This is a genomic window from Streptomyces sp. NBC_00377 (genome assembly GCF_036075115.1).
Taxonomy (GTDB): Bacteria; Actinomycetota; Actinomycetes; order Streptomycetales; family Streptomycetaceae; genus Streptomyces.
Window position 1 is genome coordinate 5996569 of the sequence record NZ_CP107958.1, and the last position, 26140, is coordinate 6022708.

General features: G+C 71.2%; 16 protein-coding genes. 13 read left to right on the top strand and 3 right to left on the bottom strand.

All coding sequences use genetic code 11. From position 1 onward, the window contains the following. Positions 1 to 92: 92 nt before the first annotated feature. The 12 genes from OHS71_RS26745 to OHS71_RS26800 all read left to right on the top strand — a co-directional run bounded on the left by OHS71_RS26745 (position 93) and on the right by OHS71_RS26800 (position 19211). The gene (locus tag OHS71_RS26745) at positions 93 to 2045 is read left to right on the top strand and encodes a TIGR03960 family B12-binding radical SAM protein (RefSeq protein ID WP_328481874.1); all 1953 of its coding nucleotides are present in this window, start codon (positions 93 to 95) and stop codon (positions 2043 to 2045) included. Between the two features lie 322 nt (positions 2046 to 2367). Beyond that, on the top strand, positions 2368 to 3522 hold the full coding sequence (locus OHS71_RS26750) for a hypothetical protein (RefSeq protein WP_328481875.1): 1155 nt from the start codon (positions 2368 to 2370) through the stop codon (positions 3520 to 3522). Positions 3523 to 3570: 48 nt separating this feature from the next. Then, a complete protein-coding gene (locus OHS71_RS26755) occupies positions 3571 to 4335 on the top strand; it encodes a TIGR03936 family radical SAM-associated protein (RefSeq protein ID WP_328481876.1) in 765 nt (254 codons plus the stop codon). Between the two features lie 277 nt (positions 4336 to 4612). Next, complete coding sequence (locus OHS71_RS26760) at positions 4613 to 8812, top strand: Rne/Rng family ribonuclease (RefSeq protein WP_328481877.1); 4200 nt, start codon at positions 4613 to 4615, stop codon at positions 8810 to 8812. Positions 8813 to 9288: 476 nt separating this feature from the next. Further along, the gene (locus OHS71_RS26765) at positions 9289 to 10404 is read left to right on the top strand and encodes a DegT/DnrJ/EryC1/StrS family aminotransferase (RefSeq protein ID WP_328481878.1); all 1116 of its coding nucleotides are present in this window, start codon (positions 9289 to 9291) and stop codon (positions 10402 to 10404) included. Continuing rightward, entirely contained in the window at positions 10401 to 11426 is a 1026-nt protein-coding gene (locus OHS71_RS26770; RefSeq protein ID WP_328481879.1) for a Gfo/Idh/MocA family protein, read from the top strand. Before OHS71_RS26765 ends, OHS71_RS26770 begins: the two co-directional genes overlap by 4 nt. 108 nt (positions 11427 to 11534) lie before the next feature. Continuing rightward, entirely contained in the window at positions 11535 to 13241 is a 1707-nt protein-coding gene (locus tag OHS71_RS26775; RefSeq protein WP_328481880.1) for a glycosyltransferase family 2 protein, read from the top strand. A 9-nt stretch (positions 13242 to 13250) separates the two neighbouring features. Further along, complete coding sequence (locus tag OHS71_RS26780; protein ID WP_328481881.1) at positions 13251 to 14534, top strand: nucleotide sugar dehydrogenase; 1284 nt, start codon at positions 13251 to 13253, stop codon at positions 14532 to 14534. A gap of 249 nt (positions 14535 to 14783) precedes the next feature. Then, complete coding sequence (wecB, locus tag OHS71_RS26785) at positions 14784 to 15890, top strand: non-hydrolyzing UDP-N-acetylglucosamine 2-epimerase (protein ID WP_328481882.1); 1107 nt, start codon at positions 14784 to 14786, stop codon at positions 15888 to 15890. A gap of 112 nt (positions 15891 to 16002) precedes the next feature. Beyond that, positions 16003 to 17208: a glycosyltransferase gene (locus OHS71_RS26790; RefSeq protein ID WP_328481883.1), complete on the top strand. Its 1206-nt coding sequence runs from the start codon at positions 16003 to 16005 to the stop codon at positions 17206 to 17208. Positions 17209 to 17223: 15 nt separating this feature from the next. Next, the gene (locus tag OHS71_RS26795; RefSeq protein WP_328481884.1) at positions 17224 to 17796 is read left to right on the top strand and encodes a hypothetical protein; all 573 of its coding nucleotides are present in this window, start codon (positions 17224 to 17226) and stop codon (positions 17794 to 17796) included. A 17-nt stretch (positions 17797 to 17813) separates the two neighbouring features. Further along, positions 17814 to 19211: a glycosyltransferase gene (locus tag OHS71_RS26800; RefSeq protein ID WP_328481885.1), complete on the top strand. Its 1398-nt coding sequence runs from the start codon at positions 17814 to 17816 to the stop codon at positions 19209 to 19211. Between the two features lie 67 nt (positions 19212 to 19278). On the opposite strand, the gene OHS71_RS26805 is transcribed toward OHS71_RS26800, so the two are convergent. The 3 genes from OHS71_RS26805 to OHS71_RS26815 all read right to left on the bottom strand — a co-directional run bounded on the left by OHS71_RS26805 (position 19279) and on the right by OHS71_RS26815 (position 23947). Continuing rightward, positions 19279 to 20868, bottom strand: coding sequence for a trypsin-like serine protease (locus tag OHS71_RS26805; RefSeq protein ID WP_328481886.1), 1590 nt, complete (start codon positions 20866 to 20868; stop codon positions 19279 to 19281). Positions 20869 to 20989: 121 nt separating this feature from the next. After that, a complete protein-coding gene (locus OHS71_RS26810; protein WP_328481887.1) occupies positions 20990 to 23203 on the bottom strand; it encodes a glycosyltransferase in 2214 nt (737 codons plus the stop codon). Between the two features lie 141 nt (positions 23204 to 23344). After that, positions 23345 to 23947, bottom strand: a complete 603-nt coding sequence (locus OHS71_RS26815; protein ID WP_328481888.1) for an acyltransferase — start codon at positions 23945 to 23947, stop codon at positions 23345 to 23347. Positions 23948 to 24580: 633 nt separating this feature from the next. Between OHS71_RS26815 and OHS71_RS26820 the strand changes: the two genes are divergently transcribed. Continuing rightward, positions 24581 to 26080, top strand: coding sequence for an FG-GAP repeat domain-containing protein (locus OHS71_RS26820; protein WP_328481889.1), 1500 nt, complete (start codon positions 24581 to 24583; stop codon positions 26078 to 26080). Positions 26081 to 26140: the final 60 nt, after the last annotated feature.

Consider the following 26140-nt stretch of genomic DNA (forward strand, 5'->3'; position numbering starts at 1 on the left):
GGGAGTGCTCCGGCCGGGTTACGCTTGATGGTCTCCCTCCCCCAGCCCTCGGCCGGGGGCGCCCCCCGTCAGCTCACGAAGGTAACCCCGCGATGTCTGTCGAGTCGGTCTTCCCGCAGCTCGAAGCTCTGCTCCCGCATGTGCAGAAGCCGATCCAGTACGTGGGCGGCGAGCTCAACTCCACCGTCAAGCCCTGGGAGTCCTGCGACGTCCGCTGGGCCCTCATGTACCCGGACGCGTACGAGGTGGGTCTGCCCAACCAGGGCGTCATGATCCTCTACGAGGTGCTGAACGAGCAGGAGGGGGTCCTCGCCGAGCGCACGTACAGCGTGTGGCCGGACCTGGAGGCGCTGATGCGGGAGCACGCCGTCCCGCAGTTCACCGTGGACGGCCACCGTCCGGTGAAGGCCTTCGACGTGTTCGGGCTGTCCTTCTCCACGGAGCTGGGCTACACGAACATGCTGACGGCGCTGGACCTCGCGGGCATCCCGCTGGAGTCCAGGGACCGCGGTCTCGACGACCCGATCGTGCTGGCGGGCGGCCATGCGGCCTTCAACCCCGAGCCGATCGCCGACTTCATCGACGCGGCCGTCATCGGCGACGGCGAGCAGGCCGTGCTGGACATGACGAAGATCATCCGCGAGTGGAAGGCGGAGGGCCGGCCGGGCGGCCGCGAGGAGGTCCTCTTCCGTCTCGCCAGGACGGGCGCGGTGTACATCCCGCGGTTCTACGACGTCGAGTACCTGCCGGACGGCCGGATCGCCCGGGTGGTGCCCAACAAGTCGGGCGTTCCGTGGCGCGTGTCGAAGCACACCGTCATGGACCTCGACGAGTGGCCCTACCCCAAGCAGCCGCTGGTCCCGCTCGCCGAGACGGTCCACGAGCGCATGTCCGTGGAGATCTTCCGCGGCTGCACCCGCGGCTGCCGCTTCTGTCAGGCCGGCATGATCACCCGCCCGGTGCGCGAGCGCTCGATCACCGGCATCGGCGACATGGTGGAGAAGGGCCTGAAGGCGACCGGCTTCGAGGAGGTCGGCCTGCTCTCGCTGTCGAGCGCCGACCACAGCGAGATCGGCGAGGTCGCGAAGGGCCTCGCGGACCGCTACGAGGACGACAAGATCGGCCTGTCCCTCCCCTCCACCCGTGTCGACGCCTTCAACGTCGACCTGGCGAACGAGCTGACGCGCAACGGCCGCCGGTCGGGCCTGACCTTCGCCCCCGAGGGCGGTTCCGAGCGCATGCGCAAGGTCATCAACAAGATGGTCTCCGAGGAGGACCTGATCCGGACGGTCTCCACCGCGTACGGCAACGGCTGGCGCCAGGTGAAGCTGTACTTCATGTGCGGTCTGCCGACCGAGACGGACGAGGACGTCCTCCAGATCGCCGACATGGCGATGAAGGTGATCGCCGAGGGCCGCAAGGTCTCCGGCCAGAACGACATCCGCTGCACGGTGTCGATCGGCGGATTCGTGCCGAAGCCGCACACCCCGTTCCAGTGGGCGCCGCAGCTCTCCGCCGAGGAGACGGACGCGCGTCTTCAGAAGCTCCGGGACAAGATCCGCGGCGACAAGAAGTACGGCCGCTCGATCGGCTTCCGGTACCACGACGGCAAGCCCGGCATCGTCGAGGGCCTCCTCTCGCGCGGCGACCGCCGTATCGGCGCCGTCATCCGGGCCGTCTACGAGGACGGCGGCCGCTTCGACGGCTGGCGCGAGCACTTCTCCTACGACCGCTGGATGGCCTGCGCGGACAAGACGCTGCCCGCCTTCGGCGTGGACGTCGACTGGTACACCACACGCGAGAAGTCCTACGAGGAGGTCCTGCCCTGGGACCACCTGGACTCCGGCCTGGACAAGGACTGGCTCTGGGAGGACTGGCAGGACGCCCTCGACGAGACAGAGGTCGAGGACTGCCGCTGGACGCCCTGCTTCGATTGTGGGGTGTGTCCGGCAATGGACACCCACATCCAGATCGGCCCGACCGGCCAGAAGTTGCTGCCGTTGACGGTGAAGCAGCCGGCGGGGAGTTCCGGGCACAGTCACTGAGGTGAGCGAGGCACCCGACGGTGTGAGGGACGCGCCGGCGGGGGTGAGCGAGCAGGAGGGGACGGCGGCACTGTCCATGGCCGCCGGCCCTCCCCGGCTCCGCCCGTCGACGTCACCGCTTGCCGCCCCCAGAACCCCTCTGCCGGACCCGGGGGAGGACGCGCAGATTTCCTTGTCGGGAAGGGGCTCGTCGGTGTCCGGTGAGTTGAGCGTGGCGCCGCCTTCGATTCGGCCGTCGTCGAAGTGACGCGGTGCCGCGGGCCGCTTTCCGACGCACCCTCAGCAGCGCATCCACCGGGGCGGTTGTAGCGTCTACGTCGATATGGACCTGCACAAGCCGCCCGCCGGACCGCCCGCGCAGCCGCCCGTTCCGGCGCCCGCGCAGCCGCCTGCCCGGACGCCCGAAGGGTGTCTCGTCGTCGCGATCCGGCTGCCTGTGCGGATCGTGGTGCTGGTACTGGTCCTGCCGGTGCGGATGGCGTGGGACGCGCTCGTCGTGGCGGGGCGGTTCCTCGGGGACACGGTGCTCCGGCCGCTCGGGCGGGCCCTGTCGTGGCTGGCGAAGGCGCTGTTGCTGTGGCCGCTGATCGGGCTGTGGCGGTATGTCGTCGTCCCTGTGGGCAAGGCGCTGGGGTGGCTGGGGCATGTGCTGCTCGTGGTGCCGGTGGTGTGGTCCTACCGGCATGTCCTCACCCCGCTCGGGCACGGCCTCGCCTGGCTGGCCCGGCGGGCCTGGGCCGGGCTGGCGTGGGTGTACGCGTGCGTGCTGACGCCCGCGGGGCACGCCGTCCGCTGGTTGCTGAAGGGGATCGGCACGGTCCTCGCCGTCGTCGGGGCCGGCGCGTACACCGCCGTGGCGTGGCTGGTGCGGTACCTCGTCGTCGTTCCGGCGCGATGGATCCACGCAGCGGTGCTCGTGCCGACCGGGCGGGCGGTCGCCTGGTGTGCGCGAGGGGTGTGGCGGCTGCTGGCGCTGCTCGTCACCGGGATCGGCGTGGTCCTGTACTGGACCGTCCGGATCCTGGTCGTGCTGCCCGCGCTCGCGCTGTGGCGCTGGGTGCTCGCGCCCGTCGGCCGCTTTCTCGCAGTCCTCGCGCGTGAGGTGGGGGAGGCTCTGGGGCACGCCTGGCGGATCGCGGGACGCATCTCGTCGGCCGTCGGACGGCTCCTCGGGACCCTCTTCTGGTGGATCTTCGTGGAGCCGGTGCGCTGGGTGTACCGGACCGTCCTGACCCCGGTGGGGCATGTCGTGCGGGACGCCGTGCTGCGTCCGGCGGCCCGTGCCGCGCGCAGTGTGGGCCGGGCCGCCCGGCAGGCGCTGGCCGCCGCCCGTGAGACGGCCCGGCAGACCCGCGCGGACCTGCGCCGGATGCTTTTCGGCGAGTCGCTGCCACGGGAGGCGGTCGGCCGACGGGAACCATCGACGGGCGAGACACGTACTCTTGGTAGGAGTACGACCGCTCTCACGAAGGACTGAACGACACTGGGCAAGCGACAGCCCGAAGGCCCGCCGCCCGCACCCGCGGTGCAGCGCATCCGACTGCGCTACACCAAGCGCGGCCGCCTCCGGTTCACCAGCCACCGTGACTTCCAGCGCGCCTTCGAGCGTGCGTTGCGCCGTGCCGAGGTGCCGATGGCGTACTCGGCGGGGTTCACACCGCATCCGAAGGTGTCGTACGCCAATGCCGCACCCACCGGCACGGGCAGTGAGGCGGAGTATCTGGAGATCGCGCTCACCGCGGCGCGTGATCCGGAGAAGCTGAGAATCCTCCTCGACGAGTCGCTGCCCACCGGGCTCGACATCGTCGACGCGGTCGAGGCCCGGACCTCGGGGCTCGCCGACCGGCTGACGGCCTCCGTATGGGAGCTGCGGCTGGACGGTGTGGACCCGGCCGACGCCGATCGCGCGGTGGACGCCTTCAACAAGGCGGACGCCGTCGAGGTCCAGCGCATGGCGAAGAACGGCGTGCGGACCTTCGACGCCCGCGCCGCTGTCGTCCAGCTCGAAACGCACAGGGAACCCGCTGATAGGCCGACGGACCAGCCCTGTGCGATACTGCGGCTGGTTGTTCGGCACGTGACGCCTGCCGTACGACCCGACGACGTCCTGTCCGGTCTTCGCGCCGTGGCCGACCTGGCGCCGCCGGTCCCCGCTGCGGTGACCAGGCTGGCGCAGGGGCTGTTCGATGAAGAGACCGGCACGGTGACCGACCCGCTCGCGCCCGACCGCGAGGCAGCACAGGCCCCCACAACGGCCGAACCCGCTGCCACCGCGAAGGCGCCCGCGTAGGGAAGGTTCCGCGAAGGAACGTACGCCGTAGCGCCGCCCTCGTACTCGGGAGCCACCTGGGTCGGGCGGCGAACCGACCAGAAGACTTTCGCCAGGCCGTACGCATTCGGCGTACGGAACCGGCGAGACAGGACACAGAGAGCTCCCGTGCGGCGCCCGCGCCCCGGACGGCGGCACCGCGCATCGCGCGAGCCGCGGACGTCAACGGTGATCGATCCTCAGCGATCGACGCCGGACCAGGCGCGGCGCCCGGGAGCCTGACGGGAGAAACGCCCGCATGCTCGAGCCAACCGAATCCGCAGAGTCCGTCACGGACTCCGAAGCGAACAGCCCCAGCGACACCCTGCCGCCGCGTCGGCGGCGCCGTGCCGCTTCCCGGCCGGCGGGTCCGCCGGTCGCCGCCGCCGACACCTCGGCCGAGATCACCACGCCGGCCATACCGGCCGTGGAGTCCGCCGAGCAGTTGGCGGAGGAGGACCTCGAAGCCGAGGCCACCGAGGCCGCCCAGGGCGACGCCACTGCCGACGGCACGGCAGGGGAAGCCGACGAGGCGCCCGCCGAGGCCGCGCCCCGTACGCGCCGCCGTGCCACCCGCCGCGCCTCCGCGCCCGCCGGGGCTCCGGCCGCCGTCGAGGCCGCCGAGACCGTCCTGCCCGTGGCCGCCGAGGTGAGCGCGCCCACCGCGCAGGAGACCCCTGCCGAGGAGACCTCCGTGGAGGAGGTCTCTGCCGAGGACGCCGCTCCCCGCCGCAGCCGTCGCCGGGCCACGCGCCGCGTGACCACGCCGTCCGCGTCCTCCGAGACCCCGGCCGAGGCCGTCGAGTCCGCCGCGGAGGACGCCGCCGTGCAGCAGCCCGCCGTGGAGCCCGAGACCGCGCCCGAAACCGAGGCCGCGCCCCGTACGCGGCGCCGCGCCACCCGGCGCGCGACCGCGCCCGCCGGTGCGCCGGAGGCGGAGACGCCCGCCGTCGCCGCCGAGCCCGAGGCTCCCGCCGTGACCGACGAGACGCCCGAGGCCCCCGTCGAGGCTCCCGAGGCCGCCCCCCGGACTCGCCGTCGCGCGACGCGCCGGGTCGCCGCGGCCGCCGAGGTGACCGAGGAGCCGGCCGCTCCCGCAACCGCTGCCGCCCCGGCCGCCGAAGAGACGAAGGCCCCGGAGACGCCCGCCGAAACTCCGGCCGCTCCCGCCGAGGCCGCTGAGGCCGACGAGGACTCCGGTTCGCGTCGCGGGCGCCGTCGGGTGGTCCGCCGGGCCGCCGGTGGCTTCACCGCGCCGGCGCAGGAGAACGCGGAGTCCGACGCGCCGCGTCGTCCGGCGCGGCCCGCGGTCGCCGTGTTCCAGGCGCCCGTGTTCGCCGAGCCGCAGTTCCAGACCCCGCAGCGGGCCGCCGCCGAAGCCGCCGCCGCCGAGGCCGAGGTGACGGAGCCCGAGGAGACCGAGGAGCCCGGGGAGACCCAGGAGCTGCCGGAGGAGTCGACCGGGTCGCGTCGGCGCCGTCGGCGCCGCGCCGCGGGCTTCGGTGATGACGCCGGCACCGGCCGCGCCGCGGCACCCACCGCTGCCGCGCCCGCCGCAGCCGTGCCGGTCGCCGACGACGAGTCGGAAGCCGAGCCGGAGGAGGCCGACGAGGCCGAGGACGTCGTCGACAGCGACGACGAGACCGAGGAGACCGGTTCGCGTCGCCGTCGCCGTCGCGGTGGCCGTCGCCGTCGCCGTGGCGATGCCGCCGACGGCGAGGGGGACGCGGGGGACGAGGGCGCCGACGAGTTCGCCGCCGAGCAGGCCACGCAGGACGCCGAGGACACCGCCGAGCAGGAGGACGAGGACGCGGAGGACGCCGAGGACGAGGCCGGTGGCTCCACCGCCGGCAGTCGCCGCCGTCGCCGTCGCCGTCGCCGCGCCGGTGACTCCTCGACCGAGGCCGAGCAGCCGGCCGACGGGGACCCGGAGCGCACCGTCGTCAAGGTCCGTGAGCCGCGCAAGCCCTCCGAGCCGTCCGACGAGGTCCAGTCCATCAAGGGCTCGACCCGGCTCGAGGCCAAGAAGCAGCGCCGCCGTGAAGGCCGTGAGCAGGGCCGCCGCCGGGTGCCGATCATCACCGAGGCCGAGTTCCTGGCCCGTCGTGAGGCCGTCGAGCGGGTGATGGTCGTCCGCCAGAGCGGCGAGCGCACCCAGATCGGTGTCCTCGAGGACAACGTGCTCGTCGAGCACTACGTCAACAAGGAGCAGGCCACCTCGTACGTCGGCAACGTGTACCTGGGCAAGGTCCAGAACGTGCTGCCGTCGATGGAGGCCGCCTTCATCGACATCGGCAAGGGGCGCAACGCCGTCCTGTACGCCGGTGAGGTCAACTTCGAGGCGCTCGGCATGGCCAACGGGCCGCGTCGCATCGAGGCGGCCCTCAAGTCGGGTCAGTCGGTCCTCGTCCAGGTGACGAAGGACCCGATCGGACACAAGGGCGCCCGCCTGACGAGCCAGGTCTCCCTGCCGGGCCGCTACCTCGTGTACGTGCCCGAGGGTTCGATGACCGGGATCAGCCGCAAGCTGCCCGACACCGAGCGGGCCCGCCTGAAGACGATCCTCAAGCGGATCGTCCCCGAGGACGCGGGCGTCATCGTGCGCACCGCCGCCGAGGGCGCGAGCGAGGACGAGCTGCGCCGCGATGTCGAGCGGCTTCAGGGGCAGTGGGAGGACATCCAGAAGAAGGCGAAGAACGGCGGGAACGCCCCGACGCTGCTGTACGGCGAGCCGGACATGACCGTCCGGGTCGTGCGCGACATCTTCAACGAGGACTTCACCAAGGTCATCGTCAGTGGTGACGAGGCCTGGTCGACCATCCACGGATACGTGTCGCACGTCGCGCCCGACCTGACCGACCGGCTGTCGAAGTGGACCTCCGAGGTCGACGTCTTCGCCACGTACCGGATCGACGAGCAGCTCGCCAAGGCGCTGGACCGCAAGGTCTGGCTGCCCAGCGGTGGTTCGCTGGTGATCGACCGGACCGAGGCGATGGTCGTCGTCGACGTCAACACCGGCAAGTTCACCGGCCAGGGCGGCAACCTCGAGGAGACGGTCACCAGGAACAACCTGGAGGCGGCCGAGGAGATCGTGCGTCAGCTGCGGCTGCGCGACCTCGGCGGCATCATCGTGATCGACTTCATCGACATGGTGCTGGAGTCCAACCGGGACCTGGTGCTGCGGCGGTTGCTGGAGTGCCTGGGCCGCGACCGCACGAAGCACCAGGTCGCCGAGGTCACCTCGCTGGGGCTCGTGCAGATGACCCGCAAGCGGGTCGGCCAGGGGCTGCTGGAGTCGTTCTCCGAGACCTGTGTGCACTGCAACGGGCGCGGGGTCATCGTCCACATGGAGCAGCCGACCGCCGTCGGTGGGGGCGGCAAGCGCAAGAAGCGCGGCCGCGGTGGCGACGGACAGGGCCACGACCACGAGCACGAGCACGAGACGGTGACGGCCGACGTCGTCGAGCCGTTCGTGGGTGCCGAGCCGGAGACGGAGAGCGAAGCCGAGGTCGCCGCCGAGGTGGCCGAGCCGGTCGCGCTCGCGGCACCGGAGTTCGCGCCGGACGAGGAGCTCTACAGCAGCATCGCGGAGGCGGAGGCATCGGCCACGCGTGGCCGGGGCCGGCGCCGGGCGAGCCGCAGGGCGTCCGCTCCGGCGGGTGCGCCGAGGGGCGGCGCGCGCAGGTCGGGCGGCTCCGAGACGTATCTCACGGCTGATTCCGTCGAGGCCGTCGCCGAGGAGGCCGTCGAGGCGCCCACCGCGCAGGACGTCACCGCCGAGGTGGAGACCGAGCGTCCGGTGCAGCCGGCCGAGGCGGTCACCGCCCAGGCCGAGCCGGTCGCCGTCGAGGACCCGGTCGTCGAAGCTCCGGTCGCCGAAGCTCCGGCTGCCGAGGCTCCGGTGGCCGACGAGGCCGCGCCCAGGGGTCGTACCCGCCGTCGTGCCACCCGCAAGGTGTCCGCGCCGGCCGGTTCGCCCGCGGGTGCGGAGGCCGCCGTGGTGACGGTCGCCGAGCCGGCGGCTCCGGCCCCGGCCGTCGAGGCCGCTCCGGCGGAGCAGCCCGAGGCCGAGCCGGTCGCCGAGCCCGTCGTCGAGAGCGCGGCCCCGGCCCGCCCGCGGCGCCGTGCCGTGCGCAAGGCCACCGCGCCGACCGCCTCCGAGGAGACGGCCGTCGTGGTCGTCCCGTCGGCCCCGGCGGAGAGCGCCGCCGAGGAGAGCGAGGCGCCCGCCGACGAGGCGGAGGCCGCTCCGGCGAAGAAGGCGGCTGCCCGCAAGACGGCGAAGAAGGCCACGGCGAAGAAGGCCGCCACCAAGAAGACGGCGGCGGTGAAGAAGACGGCCGCCAAGAAGACCGTCGCGAAGAAGACGACGGCGAAGAAGGCGGCGAAGGCGGTGTCGAAGACCACGGCGGCGGCTCAGCAGAGCCAGCCGAGCGTCTCGGCCCCGACGGAGGAGTGACCTCCGGTTCCGCCTGAACCGGCCGTCCGATCCGGTTCGACCGTCGCGCGGGCACCCGGTACCCACCGGGTGCCCGCGCCGGTTCGCCCCTCCCGTGATCTCGCGTCGCAGTGCGCCACAGGGCGGGTTACTCTGTGTCTCGCTTGTGAGGGAGCGCACTCGCTCCGTGAGTTTCACTGTGGTAACCCTTGGGAAAATCGCTGTGCGCGTGCTGGTAACGTGCTTCGTGGTTCCGGTGGCCAAAGACATGCACACCGTGACCACAGCCGATGAGCACATCCGGTTCCAACGCCGGACACGGCTGGCTTCCCGCAAGGAGCCCTCGGGGGGCGGGGTCCTGTGTACAGCCCGTCCGCCCCGCCCACAGGCACCAGCGGACAACCAGGGATGCGGCCGTGCTGAGCATCGACACGGTCCCTTCCCGACCATGCATGACGTGGTGCGCCCTAAAGGTCGCCGTAGAGGAGGGGATGTCGATGACCGACGCCCATGAGTTCATACCGGCCGCCAAGCCTGTGATCTCCGAGGAGGAGATCGAGGCTGCCGTGCGCGTGCTGCGCAGCGGCATGGTCGTCCAGGGGCCCGAGGTGGCCGCCTTCGAGGAGGAGTTCTCGGAGCTGGTCGACGGACGCCACTGCGTCGCGGTCAACTCCGGAACCTCCGCGCTGCACCTGTCGCTCCTCGCCCTCGGTCTCGGCCCGGGCGACGAGGTCATCGTTCCGTCGTTCTCGTTCGCCGCCTCCGCCAACGCGGTGCGGCTGGTCGGCGCCGACGTCGTCTTCGCCGACATCGACCCAGAGACGTTCTGTCTGGACCCGGCCGCGGTCGAGGCTGCCCTGTCGCCGCGCACCGCCGCCATCATGCCGGTGCACCTGTACGGCCACCCGGCCGCCATGGACAAGATCATGGCGATCGCCGGGCAGCACGGGCTCGCCGTGGTCGAGGACGCCTGCCAGGCCCACGCGGCCGCGCTGCACGGCACCCCGGTCGGCGCGTTCGGCGCAGCGGGCACGTTCAGCTTCTACCCGACGAAGAACATGCACAGCCTCGAGGGCGGCATGATCTCCACCGGGGACGCCGAGACCGCCCGGACCCTGCGCCTGCTGCGCAACCAGGGCATGGAGAAGCGCTACGCCAACGAGATCGTCGGCGCCAACGTACGGATGACGGACGTGTCCGCGGCCATCGGCCGCGTCCAGCGCCGCAAGCTGGACGGCTGGACCGAGCAGCGCATCGCCAACGCCGCGTACCTCACCGAGCACATCACCGCGCCGAACGTGATCACGCCGAAGGTCGCCGAGGGCGCCCGGCACATCTACCACCAGTACACGGTGCGCATCCAGGGCGACCGCGACGCCGCCATGGCCAGGCTGACCGAGGCCGGCATCGGCAACGCCGTGTACTACCCGACTCCCATCCACCGGCTGAAGCCGTACTGGGAGCCGGACCAGAAGGCGGGCCGTGACTGGACCCTGCCCGAGACGGACCGCGCGGCCGCCGAGGTCGTGTCGCTGCCCGTGCACCCGGCCCTGTCCACGCAGGATCTGGAGCGCATCGTCACCGCTGTCAATGCTCTGGGGGAGCAACTGTGAGTACCGGGAAGTCGCTGCGGGCGGGACTCGTCGGCCTCGGTTCCATGGGGCGTCACCACGCCCGTGTCCTGTCCGGTCTCGATGGCGTCGACCTCGTCGGCGTCGTCGACCCGATGGGCGACAAGTTCGGCGCCGCCCAGGGCGCGCCGATCCTGGACACCGTCGAGGAGCTCATCGCCCTCGGCGTGGACTACGCCGTCGTGGCCTGTCCCACCGCACTGCACGAGCCGGTCGGCCTGGCGCTCGCCGAGGCCGGTGTGTGCGCGCTGGTCGAGAAGCCGGTCGCCGACACCGTCGACGGCGCGCGCCGTCTCGTCGAGGCCTTCGAGTCGCGCGGCCTGGTGGCCGGCGTGGGGCACATCGAGCGCTGCAACCCGGCGCTGATGTCGCTGCGCGCGCGCCTGGAGGCCGGCGAGCTGGGTGACGTCTACCAGGTCGTGACCCGCCGCCAGGGCCCCTTCCCGCACCGCATCGCGGACGTCGGCGTCGTCAAGGACCTCGCCACCCACGACATCGACCTCACCGGCTGGGTCACCGGACGCCAGTACGTGTCCATCGCCGCGCACACCGTCTCCAAGAGCGGTCGTCCGCACGAGGACATGGTCTCCGCGGTGGGGCGTCTCGACGACGGCACCATGGTCAACCACCTGGTGAACTGGCTGAGCCCGCTCAAGGAGCGGTTCACGTCGGTCACCGGTGAGCGCGGCTGTTTCATCGCCGACACCCTCACCGCCGACCTGACGTTCCACTCCAACGCCGCCGTGACCACCGAGTGGGAGGCCCTCCGGGCGTTCCGCGGTGTGTCCGAGGGCGACATGATCCGTTACGCCATCCCGAAGCGCGAGCCGCTCCAGGTCGAGCACGAGCTGTTCCGGGATGCGGTGCTGGGCAAGCAGGCCGACATCTGCACCCTGCGCCAGGGCATGCGCACCGTCGAGGTGGCTGCGGCCGTCCTCGAGTCGGCCACGAAGAACACCAGCGTTACCCTTCCGGTGGAGGACCTGGCCGTCCATGGCAGCTGAGCATCACACATCGGGGGAACGGTGCGTGCTCGGTAGGACTCCTATGTTCTGTGAGACTTTCCCCGCAGGACCCAGCCGTCACGGCTGGCGGAGACCAGGAGCCCGAGCATGAGTGCTGCGCCTGACGTCAGTGTCGTCGTCGCGGTATACAACACGATGCCGTACCTGACGGAGTGCCTGAACTCCCTGGTCCAGCAGACCATCGGACGCGAGCGGCTCGAGATCGTCGCCGTCGACGACGGTTCCACCGACGACAGCGGCCGCGAACTCGACCGGTTCGCGGCGCTTTACCCGGACACCGTCAAGGTGATCCACCAGGCGAACTCCGGTGGTCCGGCAGCGCCCAGCAACCGGGCACTGGAGCTGGCCACCGGCCGGTACGTGTACTTCATCGGCTCCGACGACTACCTCGGCGAGGAAGCGTTGGAGCGCATGGTGAAGTACGCCGACAAGCACGAGTCGGACGTGGTCGTCGGCAAGATGGTCGGCACCAACGGCCGCTACGTCCACCAGGCGCTGTTCCAGCACGGCGACCGGGAGGTCCGCCCGGACGAGCCGGGGGTGCCCTTCACCCTGGCCAACACCAAGCTGTTCCGCCGCGAGATGGTGGAGAAGTACAAGCTGCGTTTCCCCGAGCACATGGCCGTGGGCAGCGACCAGCCGTTCACCATCGAGGCCCTCGTGCGGGCCCGGAAGATCTCGGTGGTGGCGAGCTACACCTGCTACTACGCGGTCAAGCGGGGCGACGCCAGCAACATCACCTACCGCGCCAACCACCTCTCCCGGCTCGAGTGCACCGCCGAGATGATGAACTTCACGGCCGGCCTCATCGAGGCGGGACCGGAGCGCGACGCCATCCTGCACCGCCATTTCCTCTGGGAGCTGGCCAAGCTCGTCCAGGACGACTTCCCGGGCCTGGACCGCGAGCTTCGCGTGCAGATCTGCGCGGGCATCGCGCGGCTGGCGGACGCGTACTTCACCGACGGCATCCGCGACGCCATGGATGTCAAGCGCCGGGTGCGGATATCCCTGGCCCGGGCCGGCGCGGTCGACGAGCTGTCCGAGGCCATCACCTCGGAGGCGGAGAACGGCGTCCCGTTCGTGATCGAGGGCGCACGCGCCTTCGCGCGCTACCCCGGTTTCCGCGACCCGCGCATCGGCCTGCCCGACCACGTGTTCGAGGTTCTGGCCAAGGACTCGGTGGGCGCCCAGCTCGCCCCCGGCACCCGGCTGCTCACCTCCGAGTGGGAGCAGCAGGGGGACGGTCTCACCTACGTGGCGTCCGTACGGGTGCCCGTGACGGGCGTCTCCGACGGCGTCACCCTGCGGCTCGCCAAGGGCGCCATGCCCAAATCGGCCGACAAGCCGGGCGCCCGGAAGCTGAAGCCGAACCACAAGACCCCGGCGGTGGTGGGCGAGCAGGTCGTCGAACCCGCCGAGGACGGCGCAGCGATGGTGCTGCACGCCCGCGTCCCGCTGGATCACGTCACCGTCAAGCGCGGTGTCCGGGTGTACCTGGACGTGGCCGGCGCCACGTACGAGGTTCCCGTGCGGGGCAGTGACCTGCCCATGCCGCTGGCGCGCCGGTGGGGCCCGGAGGGGGACCCCTACCGGGCGTCGGCCCTGGTGAACGACAAGGGGCGGGTCGTGATCGACACGGCCCGCATGTACCCGCCGAAGAGGGATCAGATCCTCCGGACGCTGGGAGCTCCCGTCCGGAAGCTCAAGTCCCTGGCCGGCCGCGTGAGGTCGGTCGGTGTCAGGAAGTTGAAGTCCGCCGGTTTCAAGAAGCCGACCGGTTCCAAAAGGAAGTAGCGACCCTCCATGAACATCTGTGTAGTAGCACTCGGCAAGATCGGCCTCCCGCTGGCCGTGCAGTTCGCCTCCAAGGGCCACCGGGTCATCGGCGCGGACGTCAACGAGAAGGTCGTCGAGCTGGTCAACGCCGGCGTCGAGCCGTTCCCCGGCGAGCACGACCTCGACGTCAAGCTGAAGCAGGCCGTGGACGCCGGTCTGCTGAGCGCGACCACGGACACCGCGTCCGCCGTCGCCGAGTCCGAGGCCGTCGTCGTGGTCGTCCCGCTGTTCGTGGACGCCGAGGGCACCCCGGACTTCGGCTGGATGGACTCCGCCACGAAGGCGATCGCGCAGGGCCTCAAGCCCGGCACGCTCGTCTCGTACGAGACCACCCTCCCGGTCGGCACCACCCGCACTCGCTGGGCGCCGATGCTGGCCGAGGGCTCCGGCCTGACCGCGGGCGAGGACTTCCACCTGGTGTTCTCCCCGGAGCGCGTCCTCACCGGCCGCGTCTTCTCCGACCTGCGCCGCTACCCCAAGCTCGTCGGCGGCATCGACGAGGCGTCCGCCGCCCGTGGTGTCGAGTTCTACGAGGCCGTCCTCGACTTCGACGCCCGCGACGACCTGCCCCGGCCGAACGGCGTGTGGGACCTGGGCACCGCCGAGGCCTCCGAGCTGGCCAAGCTCGCCGAGACGACCTACCGGGACGTCAACATCGGCCTGGCGAACCAGTTCGCCCGCTTCGCCGACAGCAACGGCATCGACGTCAAGAAGGTCATCGAGGCCTGCAACTCGCAGCCCTACAGCCACATCCACCAGCCGGGCATCGCCGTCGGCGGTCACTGCATCCCGATCTACCCGCGGATGTACCTGTGGAACGACCCGGCGGCGACCGTCGTGCGCTCCGCCCGTGAGGCGAACGCGGCGATGCCCGACTACGCCGTGGACCTACTGGCCGCCGCCTACGGCGACTTGACCGGGGTCAACGTGCTGGTGCTGGGCGCCGCCTACCGCGGCGGTGTGAAGGAGACGGCCTTCTCGGGCGTCTTCCCCACCGTCGAGGCCCTCAAGGCGCGGGGCGCGGTCCCGTTCGTCTCGGACCCGATGTACACCGACGAGGAGCTCGCCGCGCACGGCCTCACCCCGCACGCGGGCGAGAAGGTCACCGCCGCGATCCTCCAGGCCGACCACGCCGAGTACCGCACGCTGACCCCGGCCGACCTGCCGGACGTCACCGTCCTGGTCGACGGTCGCCGTACGACGGACCCGGAGGCCTGGAAGGGCGTCCGCCGGGTCGTCATCGGCGGCTGAGCCGCCCGTCCGCGAACACCCCGTGGCCCCGCCCCCGTACCCGGGCGGGGCCACGGTGCGGCGCTGTCTCCCCGGACCCTGCCGATCACGCGTGGTGGCCGTTCCACCGGCCCGGCCACGGTGCCCGCGGCCGCGATACGGCCGGTGGACACCGGCCGTTCGGGCCCGGCGGGTCCCTCGGGGACCCTTCGGCCTCCAGTATGATTACGCCGTCTCCCCACCGCCCAGGACCAGAATGAAGAGTGCGCAGTGAAAGTCATCAGCATCGTCGGAGCCCGGCCCCAACTGGTGAAACTCGCGCCCATCGCGGCCGCGTTCGCCGGGACCGAACACGAGCATTTCATTGTGCACACCGGACAGCACTACGACGCCGATCTGTCCGACGTCTTCTTCCAGGGCCTCGGCATCCCCGACCCGGACGTCCACCTCGGCGTCGGCTCGGGCACCCACGGCGTGCAGACCGGTGCGGTCCTCTCGGCCCTCGACCCGGTGTTCGAGCGTGAGCGGCCCGACTGGGTCCTGGTCTACGGCGACACCAACTCCACGATCGCCGGCGCCCTGTCGGCCGTGAAGATGCACCTGCCGGTCGCGCACCTCGAGGCGGGTCTGCGGTCCTTCAACCGCCGTATGCCGGAGGAGCACAACCGCGTCCTCACCGACCACAGCGCGGACGTGCTGCTCGCCCCGACCGAGGAGGCCATGCGCCACCTCGCCGACGAGGGCCTGAAGCAGCGCGCGGTGCTCGCGGGCGATGTCATGGTCGACATCTGCCTGCGGATCCGCGACGCCGTCCTCGCGGGTGAGCACGCGGCGCCGGTCCTGCCCGAAGGCATCGACCCCGAGCAGCCGTTCCTGCTGGCCACGATCCACCGGCCGGACAACACCGACGACCCGGAGCGGCTCGCCGCGATCGTCGACTCCCTCGCCGGGCTGCCGGTGCCCGTCGCGTTGCTCGCGCACCCGCGTCTCGTGGCCCGCGCCAAGGAGCACGGCATCGAGCTGACGAAGGGTTCGCTGCACGTCGGCCGCCCGCTGCCGTACGCCGGTCTGGTCGCCGCGGTGCTTGCCTCGTCCGGTGTCGTCACCGACTCCGGTGGCCTGCAGAAGGAGGCGTTCCTGCTGGAGCGCGTCACCACCACGATCCGTCCGGAGACGGAGTGGGTGGAGACGGTCGAGACCGGCTGGAACATCCTCGTCCCGGACCCGCACACGCTGACCGCCGACGAGTGGGCCGCCAAGGTCACCCGTGAGGCGCCCACCGCCGACAAGGGCACCCCGTACGGCGACGGGCGTGCCGCGCACAACGTCGTCCGCATCCTCGAGGAATGGCAGACCCTCGTCCGCAACGGCGAGTGACCCGCCCTGTTCGGGCCGCCGGTCCCCCGGATCGGCAGCCCGAACGGTCCGAAGCGGTCGCGACGCCGGTGATAATGTGACGCCTCGCTGTGCAATCTCGAAGGAAGTCGACATGAAGCAGGCAACATCCCGGGATGTAGCCGTGATCACGCCGTGGTATCCGACGCGGGAACTGCCCTTCCGGGGATCCTTCGTCAAGGCCATGGTGGAGGCGACGGCACCGGGTTGCGACAGCCTCACTGTCTACCACGGCGACCCCTGGGTGGCCCCCATGGACGCGGCGACGACCAAGGCCGTCGAGGCTGCCAACGCCAAGCTGATGTCCCGGGCCGTGCACCGCGTGCCCACCGCCGGCGGCGCCGAGCTCGTCCAGTACCCCGTCACTGTCCCCCGCGGGCAGAACCACGGCGCCCAGGCGCTCAACCACGAACGCCAGCTGCGCAGTCTGCTCGACGGCAAGCCCATCCCGGCGGATGTGGTGCACGCCCATGTGGGCCTGCCCAGTGGCTGGGCGGCGCTGAAGAACGCCCGGCCCGGCGCCAAGGTGTTCGTCACCGAGCACGCGTCGTTCCTGGACAAGGTCTTCGACGACCCCGACGCCGTCCCGCTGTACGACGAGCTCCTCGACGGTGTCACCGGCTTCCTCGTCGTCGGTGACAAGATCACCGAAACCCTGGAGCGTCAGTTCCCGCACCATGCGGACAAGATCCTGCGCATCCCGAACCCGATCTCCTTCGACGCGCCGCGGCCGGAGCCGGTGAAGGATCTCACCAAGTGGATCTACCTCGGCAGCATGGCCGAGCACAAGGGCGTCGGCTGGCTCGTCGAGGCGTTCGCGCAGTGCCACGCCGAGGACCCGACCCTCACCCTCACCCTCGCCGGTGAGGGCCCGTTGCGCCGGCCGCTCAGCGAGCGCGTCGCCGAACTCGGTCTGGACGACGCCGTCCAGCTCCTCGGCGCCATCCCGCACGAGCAGGCGCTGGAGCTGATGCGCGGTCACGACCTGCTCGTGCACCCCAGCCGCTACGAGACGTTCGGCATGACCATCGTCGAGGCGATCGCCGCCCGTATGCCCGTGCTGGTCACCCGCTGCGGCGGACCCGAGAAGACACTCGCCGGCATCGAGGACGCCGCGGGTGAGCTCGTCGACGTGGAAGAGAACGCGGCGTCGATCAGCGAGGGGTTCCGGCGCCTGCGCGCCCGGTTCCTCGACGGCCGGGTGGACCTTGAGCGTGCCCAGGCGAAGCTGGCTGGTAACTTCGGCTACAAGGCCGTGGCCCAGGCGCACTACCGACTCTGGTTCCCCGACTCCCCGTGATGGAGTGTCCCTGACATGCAGGTACTGTTCCTGGCCCTCGGTGCCGCGCGCAAGCGGGCCGTGGTCGAAGAAACCGCTGCCGTCGCCGAGGCCGGCGGTCGGGTCGTCGTCCTGGTGAACGACAAGAAGCGCTGGGCCACCGAGACCTTCGCCGCGGGCGTGAAGCTGATGACCCCCGACGAGCTGGAGGCCCGGCATCTGCCGCGCCGCCTCGAGCGCGCGGTGCTGTACAAGGCACCCCGGCGGGTGGCCGGAGCCCTCGGCCGCGGACCGCTCAGGGAGCGGACGCAGAAGGCGCTCAAGTCCTATGAGAAGGGCGTGGCCGGGCGGGTGCACCGGCGCGTCTTCCTGCCCTTGCACCGCCGGGTGTGGCCCACCGTCGGCGCACGCATGGTCCAGCGCTGCTTCGGTCCGCAGGGCGGCCCCGAACTCGTCGTGGTCGCCGACGCCCTGTCGATCCAGCACGCGGTGCAGTTGCTGGAGACCTGGCACTCCGGCGGCCAGGGAACCCCGCGCATCGCCTACAGCGTCGATTCCGTCGTACCGTCACCCGTCGCTGCGCCCTTGCAGCCCTCAGCCGTTCGCTGACCAACCGAGGAAGACCGATGAAGAACCGTAGCGACCGGCGTCCCCGCGTGCTCTACCTGGCGTTCTACTTCCCGCCGTCGCGGGCGAGTGGCGTCTACCGCGCCCGGGCCACGGCCAACCACCTCGTGGAGAAGGGCTGGGACGTCACGGTCTGTGCGGCGCCGCTCGACTTCCTCTACGACGTGATCGGCTCCGTGGACGAGGAGCTGTCGAAGACCGTCGACCCCAGCATCCACGTCGAGCGCCCGTCGCTGAACCACTACACCTGGCAGCACGATCTGCGGGAGTTCAGCTGGCTGCGCCGCAGCTTCCCGCTGATGGCCAAGCGCGTCTACCAGTTCAGCCAGACGAAGCTCTTCCCCGAACGCTATTCCTCCTGGGCGTGGGCATCCGTCGTACGGGCGCTGAAACTGCACACGAAGAAGCGGTTCGACGTGGTCATCGCGACCGGCAACCCCTTCGCCTCCTTCGGCGCGGCCTGGATGTTCAACAAGCTGACGGGCGTCCCGTACGTCATGGACTACCGGGACTCGTGGACGCTGGACCTGTTCCACGACGAGCCCGCCTTCCCCAAGGGGCACATCGCATGGTCGTGGGAGAAGCGCATGCTGGACAAGGCGTCCGCGGCGGTGTTCGTCAACGAGGCGCTGCGCGGCTGGCACGCCGAGCGGTACCCCGAGGTCGCGGACCGCATGATGGTCGTGCCCAACGGATGGGATGCGGATGTACTGCCCACGGCGGCCGAGACGGCTGTCGAGGAAGCCGCACGAGCCGCTGCGGTCGACGGATCCGCGCAGGACAGCGACGACCAGAAGCCTCTGAAGTTCGCCTACCTGGGCACCCTCACGGCGAAGCAGCCGGTGGAGGAGATGGCCGAGGCGTTCAAGATCGCCCGTAGCCACCCGGACCTGGCCGGGGCCGAACTCCAGATCCACGGTCACCTCGGCTTCTTCAAGAACAGCCCCGGGACGCTCAAGGCCCGCCTGGGTCTGACCGACGAGGGCTCGCGCCCCGAGGGCGTCGAGGACACCGGTCTGCGCTACTGCGGGCCCGTGTCGAAGACCGAGGTCGGCAAGGTGTACGAGGAAGCCGACGTGCTGGTGTTCCTGGCGGGCGGCGGCAGGTACGTCACGTCCGGCAAGATCTTCGAGTACATGGCCTTCGGACACCCGATCGTCTCCGTGCACCAGCCCGGCATCGCCGCGCAGGACGTTCTGGACGGGTATCCGCTGTGGTTCAACGCCAACAGCCTCGACGTGGACGAGCTGGCCGCGTCCATGGTGGCCGCGGGCAAGGCGGCGCGTGATCTGACGCCGGACCAGCGGGCGGCCGCACGCCGGCACGCGGACACGTACACCCGTGAGGCGACGCTGATTCCGTTCGAGCAGCGGCTGCGGGAGATCGTCGGCGCGTGACGCGACGTACCAAGCGCTGTGGCGCCCGGCCGGGAGTTCCGGCCGGGCGCCACCCGTTTGTGCCCGGTCAGCTGATCAGGTCGTAGATGTTCCAGCCGCCGCCGATCTTCACCCGGTTCTGGAAAGGCGCCGAGGCGTTGCCCGTGCCCTTGTAGAGCCACAGGTAGCCGGCGCTGTCCCGGGCGTAGAAATCCGCCTTGCCGTCCCCGGTGGTGTCACCGGAGGCCGCGTACGCGGTGTAGTTCCAGCCGCTGCGGCCGACCTGGACGCGAGCCTGCCAGGGAGCGTCGCCCCGGCCCGTGCCCTTGTAGATCCAGAGCCGGCCGGCCGTGTCGCGGGCGAGCAGGTCGGGCCTGCCGTCGCCTGTGTAGTCGCCGCTGCCGAAGAGGGTGTAACCGGCCCAGCCGGTGCCGGTCTTCCACTTGCCGCTGAGGCCCTGGCCACTGCCCGGCCGGAAGGCGTAGACCCACTGCACGCCGTTGCCGTCGACCGCGACGATGTCGGGGATGCCGTCGCCGCTGACGTCGCCGGGGATGGTGATCGACCGCATGCTGTTCCAGCCGTGGCCGATCTTCGTCTCGTAGCGGTCGCGGGTCCAGTTCCCCCAGCCCTCGTAGACGTAGAGGTCGTAGCTCTGGTAGAGGTCGCCCGAGGCGGTTCGGTAGACGTAGTCCTGGAATCCGTCCCCGTTCACGTCGACCTGCCGGTAGCGGCTGTAGGGCGCGGTCAGGGTGGGCCACTGGCTGCGGGGCTTCAGACCGCTGCCGGTGCTGTCGTACTCGTACCGCTTGCCGCTCGGTGTCATCGCGAACAGGTCGGCCAGACCGTCACCGCTCAGGTCGGTGTCGTTGATCCGGGCGCTCATCTGCCCGATGAGGGCGCTCACCTTGGTGAACACGGCACGGCTGCCCTCGGCGGTGCAACTGGAGCCGGTCGGGCGTGAGTAGACGCCGACGAGCCGGCCGTTGACGACCAGCGGACCGCCCTCGTCGCCGGTGCACGGGGTCCCGCCGCCGGTGTCCTGCTCAGGGGGCGGGGGAGTGGTGCAGAACATCCGTCCCGGGGTCCACGCCGCGCCTGCGGCCTCGGCGCACTCGGTGTCGGGCCGGACCTCCAGAGACGCCCTGCGCAGGTTGGGGGAGGGCGTCCGGGAGTCGCCGCTGGTGCTGCCCCAGCCGGCGAGGGTGCCGACCGTCCCGGGCGTGTCCGCACTGATGTCCCAGTAGGCGGCCGGACGCACGAAGCTGGAGGTGTGCAGCGGGTCGCGCGTGGTGAGGACCGCGATGTCGTCGCGGCCGGTCGCGGGGTCGTAGCCCGGCGCCGTCCAAGTGCGTTTCACCACCGAGGCGTTGGTGTCCGCGCCGTCGGGGTCCATCTCCGTCTCCGCCAGGAGGCTGGTGGTGCCGGCGGCCACCCGCACGCTCTTGGCTCCCGTCACACAGCCCGCGGACGTCACCACCTTGTGCGCTCCCACGGCCGCGCCGCCGCAGATGCGCACGGTGCCGTCGGACTGGGTGGCGTGGATCTGCACCATCCAGTCGTGCGTGGTGGCCGTGCCCCCACCCACCACGGCATGCGCGGGCGCCGTGGCGAGCATGCCGCCCGCGAGGGCCGCCACGGCCGCCGCCGTCGGCAGGGTTCTGCCTAGAACTGACATGAGATTCCCCCCTGTTGGTGACCTGACGTCTCACGGTCTTCGACCAGCGGGGGCGGAAAAAGGTTGTGGGCGGCACCGCCCAGGAAAAGGGTGGTACCGCCCGGCAGCCCGGCAGTTCAGATCACTCGGGGTCGTAGACCTTGCGGTCCAGGCTCGTGGTGACCTTCAGATGCGGGTGGGATTTGGCCCACTTCCAGCCCGTCACCGTGGAGTTGATGTCGCTGACGAAGACGTGGTCCACCCGGTCCAGGCTCAGCTCGGGCAGTACGGAGCGCTTGGCGAGCCGGGCGAGCAGCTGCGGCCTGACTTCCCGGTAGGTGCGGTTGAAGACCTTCTTGTGCCAGGCGTTGGCGACCTTGGTGTGGACCCGCTGCACGGATGCGACGGCCAGCTCGGGGCCGATCGCCTCACGGTTCTTCGCGGCGATCCGGCGCGCCCGGCTCAGCACCGCACGGGGAGCGCGGTAGACGAGGAAGCGCTCGGCGCGCGGGATGCGCAGCTTGCTCTCGGCGTCCTCGATGCTCAGCACGGAGACACTCCGGTCGAGTTCCAGCCGGGTGAACACCTTCGGGGACTGGGCCGTCACGACGGTCACCTCGACGCCCATGCCGACGAGATCGTTGGCGAAGTGGACGATGCGCCGCGCCTTCGCGGGGGACAGGGCGAGGACGACCGCACGCCCGAGCGGCTCGTCCGACGCGGTGGCCCCCTTCTTCGCGGGACCGGTACCGGTCCCGGGCCGGACCTCGGCGGGCGCGACCTGGGGGAGGCGCGGCGGGGCGCCTTCGTACACCTCGACGAGCTGTCTGGCCACGGCCTCGGCGCCCATCCGGCTCTCGAGGGCCTTGCGGGCCTGTGCCGGGTCGAGTTCACCGGCGTTCTCGCGCAGGCGCCAGTACGCCTCGGCGATGATCCGGGGGTCGGCGCTGACGTCCATCAGCGCGCCGGCCGACGCCTCGATGCCGGCCATCGTCTCCTCGGGGCCGCCGCACCGGGTGACGAGCACCGGGCGACCGGAGGCGATCGCCTCGACGACCGTCATCCCGAACGTCTCCGACTTGCTGGCGTGCGTCAGCAGGTCGTGTTCACGCATCAGCGGGCCGACGGCCTCGGGAGCGACCGGCGGGAGGATACGGAACCGGTCGCCCAGACCGAGCTCCTTGCCGCGCTTGCGCAGCTCGTCCTCGAGCGCTCCGTGCCCGATCATGGTGAGCGTCGCCTTGGGCTCCTTGGCGGCGACGAGCGCGAAGGCCTCCAGCAGCTCCGTGACGCCCTTCTGCTTCATGAGACGGCCCACGAACAGCCAGCGCAGCAGCTCGGGGGAACCGTCGGAGTCGAAGGTGAAACGGTCGAAGGCGATCGCGTTCGGTGTGACACCGATCTTGTCGGCGTGCTGTGGGAAGCGTTTGACGACCTGCTCGCGCAGCGCGGTGCTGACGCACAGGACCGCGTCCGCGCGCTCCAGCATCTCGCCGTAGAGCCGCTCCGCCGCGGGCTGTGCGAACACCTTGTCCAGGAAGGAGGAGTGCTCGGTCACCACCACGCGGGCGTCGGGCCGGGCCAGCCGCAGGGCCAGCACACCGCCGTAGATACCGGTGTGGGCGTGTACGAGCGGAGCCTCGATGCGGCCGGTGGGCAGAGTGGTGCTGAGCGCCTTGGCCTGGGCCTCCACCCAGGGGGCGTAGCTCTTGCGGGTGATGCGCGGTACCGGGACGCGTACGACCGTGGCTTCGGGGGAGTCCACGACGTGCCCGTAGGAGATCCGCTCCTGGAGCCGCTCGTCGGTGACACGGACCGCGTCGGCGAGTGGACCGGGGGCCGAGCCGGACCAGTCCTCGGTGTGGAAGACGGTGATGCGATCGAAGTGGCCGCCCACCGCCTCGGTGGCCGTCCGCACGAACGATCCGGCATAGGGGTTGTTCGGAGAGGGGTACCAGGGAGTGAGGACGGCGAGGTCGCAGGGCTCCACCTCGCGCTCGCCGCCGTGCGGCTCCAGTCGCAGGTCGATCTCCGGCCGACGGCGCTTGGCGATCCAGGCGACGGGCAGTGCCTGCGCGTCACCGGCGACGAGGATGTCCGCCTCGGCGAACGGGCCCGACCGGGCGCCCGCCAGCTTCTTGGCCGACGCCCATGCGCTGCCGTCCTTGTCCGCGGCGACCCGGACGATCTCCACTCCGTCGAGCCGGCCGAGTTCCTGCAGAGCCTCGTGCCACTCGGGCGCGTCCAGCGCGACCAGGGAGACCCTGGCTCCCGAGGACGCGATTTCCTTCACCTGCTCGCGTGCCGCTCGCACTCGGTATGTGCCCAGCGCGAGATAGAGCACGTGGCTGTTCATCCGGATCCCTTCACCCTTTCACCTGCATGCCGCGCACGCCCTGCGACGGATCGGTCCTCACGGGCGTCGGTACGGAGATACAGCGCGACAGCGTCACCCTACCGAAGTCGGCAAACCGGCCCGGAAAGCGGACCGGCATTGTCAGCCCTCGAGTTCGACGAGGACGCCGTCCTTCTCCTGGTACACGGCGCCCGTCTGCGGGCACTCCCAGACGCCGGCCTGGTCCGTCCGTTCGGCCAGCCGGACGCCGGACCGGCCGACCCAGCCGACCTGACGCGCGGGGACTCCCACGACCAGGGCGAAGTCCGGCACGTCCTTCGTGACCACAGCGCCCGCGGCGACCATGGCCCACCGGCCGATGGTGATCGGCGCGACGCACACGGCGCGGGCCCCGATCGACGCGCCGTCGGCGATCCTCACGCCGACGGCCTCCCAGTCGCCGCCGCGCTTCTGGTTGCCGTCGGGGTCGACGGAGCGCGGGTTGTGGTCGTTGGTGAGCACCACGGCCGGGCCGATGAAGACACCGTCGCCGAGCTCGGCCGGCTCGTAGACGAGCGCGTAGTTCTGGAGCTTGCAGTTGTCGCCCATCCGCACGCCCGAGCCGACGTAGGCCCCGCGGCCGACCACACAGCCCTCGCCGAGACGCGCGTCCTCACGGATCTGCGCGAGGTCCCAGACGCTGCTGCCGGCGCCGATCTCGGCGCTTGCGTCGACCTGCGCGCTGGGCTGGACCCTGTAGTTCACTTTTTCGCCCTCCGGATGTCTGGCATCTCCGGGTGAGCATACGGGCCCGGGATCGCGTGGCTCGTCCGCCTTCCAGGTCGGGCCGTCCGGGCCGGAGGCGCCGTCTTCGGGGGTGGCCGGGTGTGCTGAAGCGTTTGCTTCTCGACATGCGGTCGCGGGGATCGACGTCCGCCGGGATTCGTGGTCCGTGCACCCGTCGGTCCCGGACGGACTTCTCCCGCAGGCGGCCCGTGCGCGTTCCGGCGATCTTCTCCTTCGTGCCGGATACCTCACGTTCCTCCTGCCGGGGGGTGAAAAGTGCAGTCCGCCGTGAACCGATACCGGCTCCGAGGCCGCTGTTCACCAGGGGCGACGCCCCGCGCCCCGACCGTCCGCCGATGCCCGGCCGTCGGGGCTGGCGGACCCTCCCCCGGGAGGGACGGTGCGGAATGTCCGGTCGACTGGCATATGCCAGCAGCTCGAAATGTGACGTGCCGCGGGCGTGAGTCATGTCACGTTCCGGGCCATGGGGCGGGTGTTGCATGTGCACTTCAGGTGAAGAGATGATCCCTTGACCTTCTTTAATTTCTCTTTATTTACGGGGCGTCTGTGTCAAGGGTGGGGAAAGCGTGGCGGCGTGGTGCCGTCACCGTCATGACAGCGACACTGCTGACCTGGGGGGTCGGAACAGGCGGGACGCCGGCCGTGGCCGCCGTCGCCTGTCCCTCGGGAGTCGAGTCCGACTTCAACGGTGACGGGTTCAGGGACACCGCCATCGCCGACCCGGAGGCCACCGTCGGTGGCGCGGCCAGGGCCGGCGAGGTGCAGATCGTCTACGGCGGCGGCAAGGGTGTCCTCACCCTGTCGCAGGCCCTCGACAGCATCCCGGGGGCGCCCGAGGCGGGCGACCAGTTCGGCCATTCGCTGGCGGTGTACGACGCCGACCTCGACGGGTGCAGCGACCTGGTGGTCGGCATCCCCTACGAGGACATGGGCACCGTTCCCGACGCCGGCAACGTGCACTTGATCTATGGCTCGACGAGCGGGCTCAACGCAGGTACCAAGGCCGTCAAGGAGTTCTACCAGGGCACCGACAAGCCCCTGGGCGGCGGCCAGGAGCCCGAGGACTGGGTGGGCTACGCGGTGGCCGCCGGCAAGACCTCGGCCGGCACGCCGTACCTGATCATCGGCGTCCCCGGCGAGTCGATCGGTGACATCGAGGACGCGGGCGGGTTCCACTACATCAGCGGCACCGCCCAGACGATGGCCTTCGTCCACCAGGACACCGACGTCGCGGGCGCCGTCCCCGGCGCCGCCGAGCAGGACGACCGCTTCGGCTCCTCGCTCGCCGCGACCCCGACCCACTTCGCGGTCGGCACGCCGGGCGAGGCGCTGGGCACCGTGGCCTTCGCGGGCGGCGTGGCCTTCTTCAACCACACGCTCACCTCCAACTCGCCGAAGCCGCTCGGCGGACTAGGCCAGGACCAGGACGTGATCTCCGGGGCCGAGGAGGTCGGCGACCAGTTCGGTACCGCGCTCGCCATGGTCCCGTACCGCGCCTCCGGCGCCACCTCCACCACCGAGTCGCTGCTCGCCGTGGGCGTCCCGGGTGAGGACCTGTCGACGACCGTCGACGCCGGCGCTGTCCAGGTCTTCAAGCTCGCCGCCAACGGCACCTTCACCGAGACCGCCTGGATCGACCAGAACACGGCCGACGTGGACCAGGAGGCCGAGGCCGGCGACTTCTTCGGCAAGCGGCTCGCCGCGGTCAACTCCTCCCCGAACGCCACCTCCACCGCCACCACCACCCGGCTGGCGATCGGAGTGCCCGGCGAGGAGTCGGGAGAGGAACACCCGGAGAAGGGCGGCGTGCAAATCGTCCCGCTGGTCGGCGCGGCCGGCGCCTCCGACCAGTGGATCGACCCCGGGTACGGCGTCGGGCCCACTCCCGCGCCGCGCATGCTCGTCGGCATCTCCCTCGCCGCGACCCCCTCGCTGCTGTACGTCGGCGTGCCCTACGGCCCCGCGGAGAACCGCGCGGTCTACGGCTTCCCGTGGAACGTGGCCTCCGGCGGAGCGCCGACCCAGACGATCAAGCCGGGCGTGGGCGGGGTGCCGGCCACCGGCGTCGCCTTCGGCGCGGTCATCGGCTGACGGCGACGCACCCGCGGCCGTCCGGTCCTGAGGTCCGACGGCCGCGCCGCCACACGCACA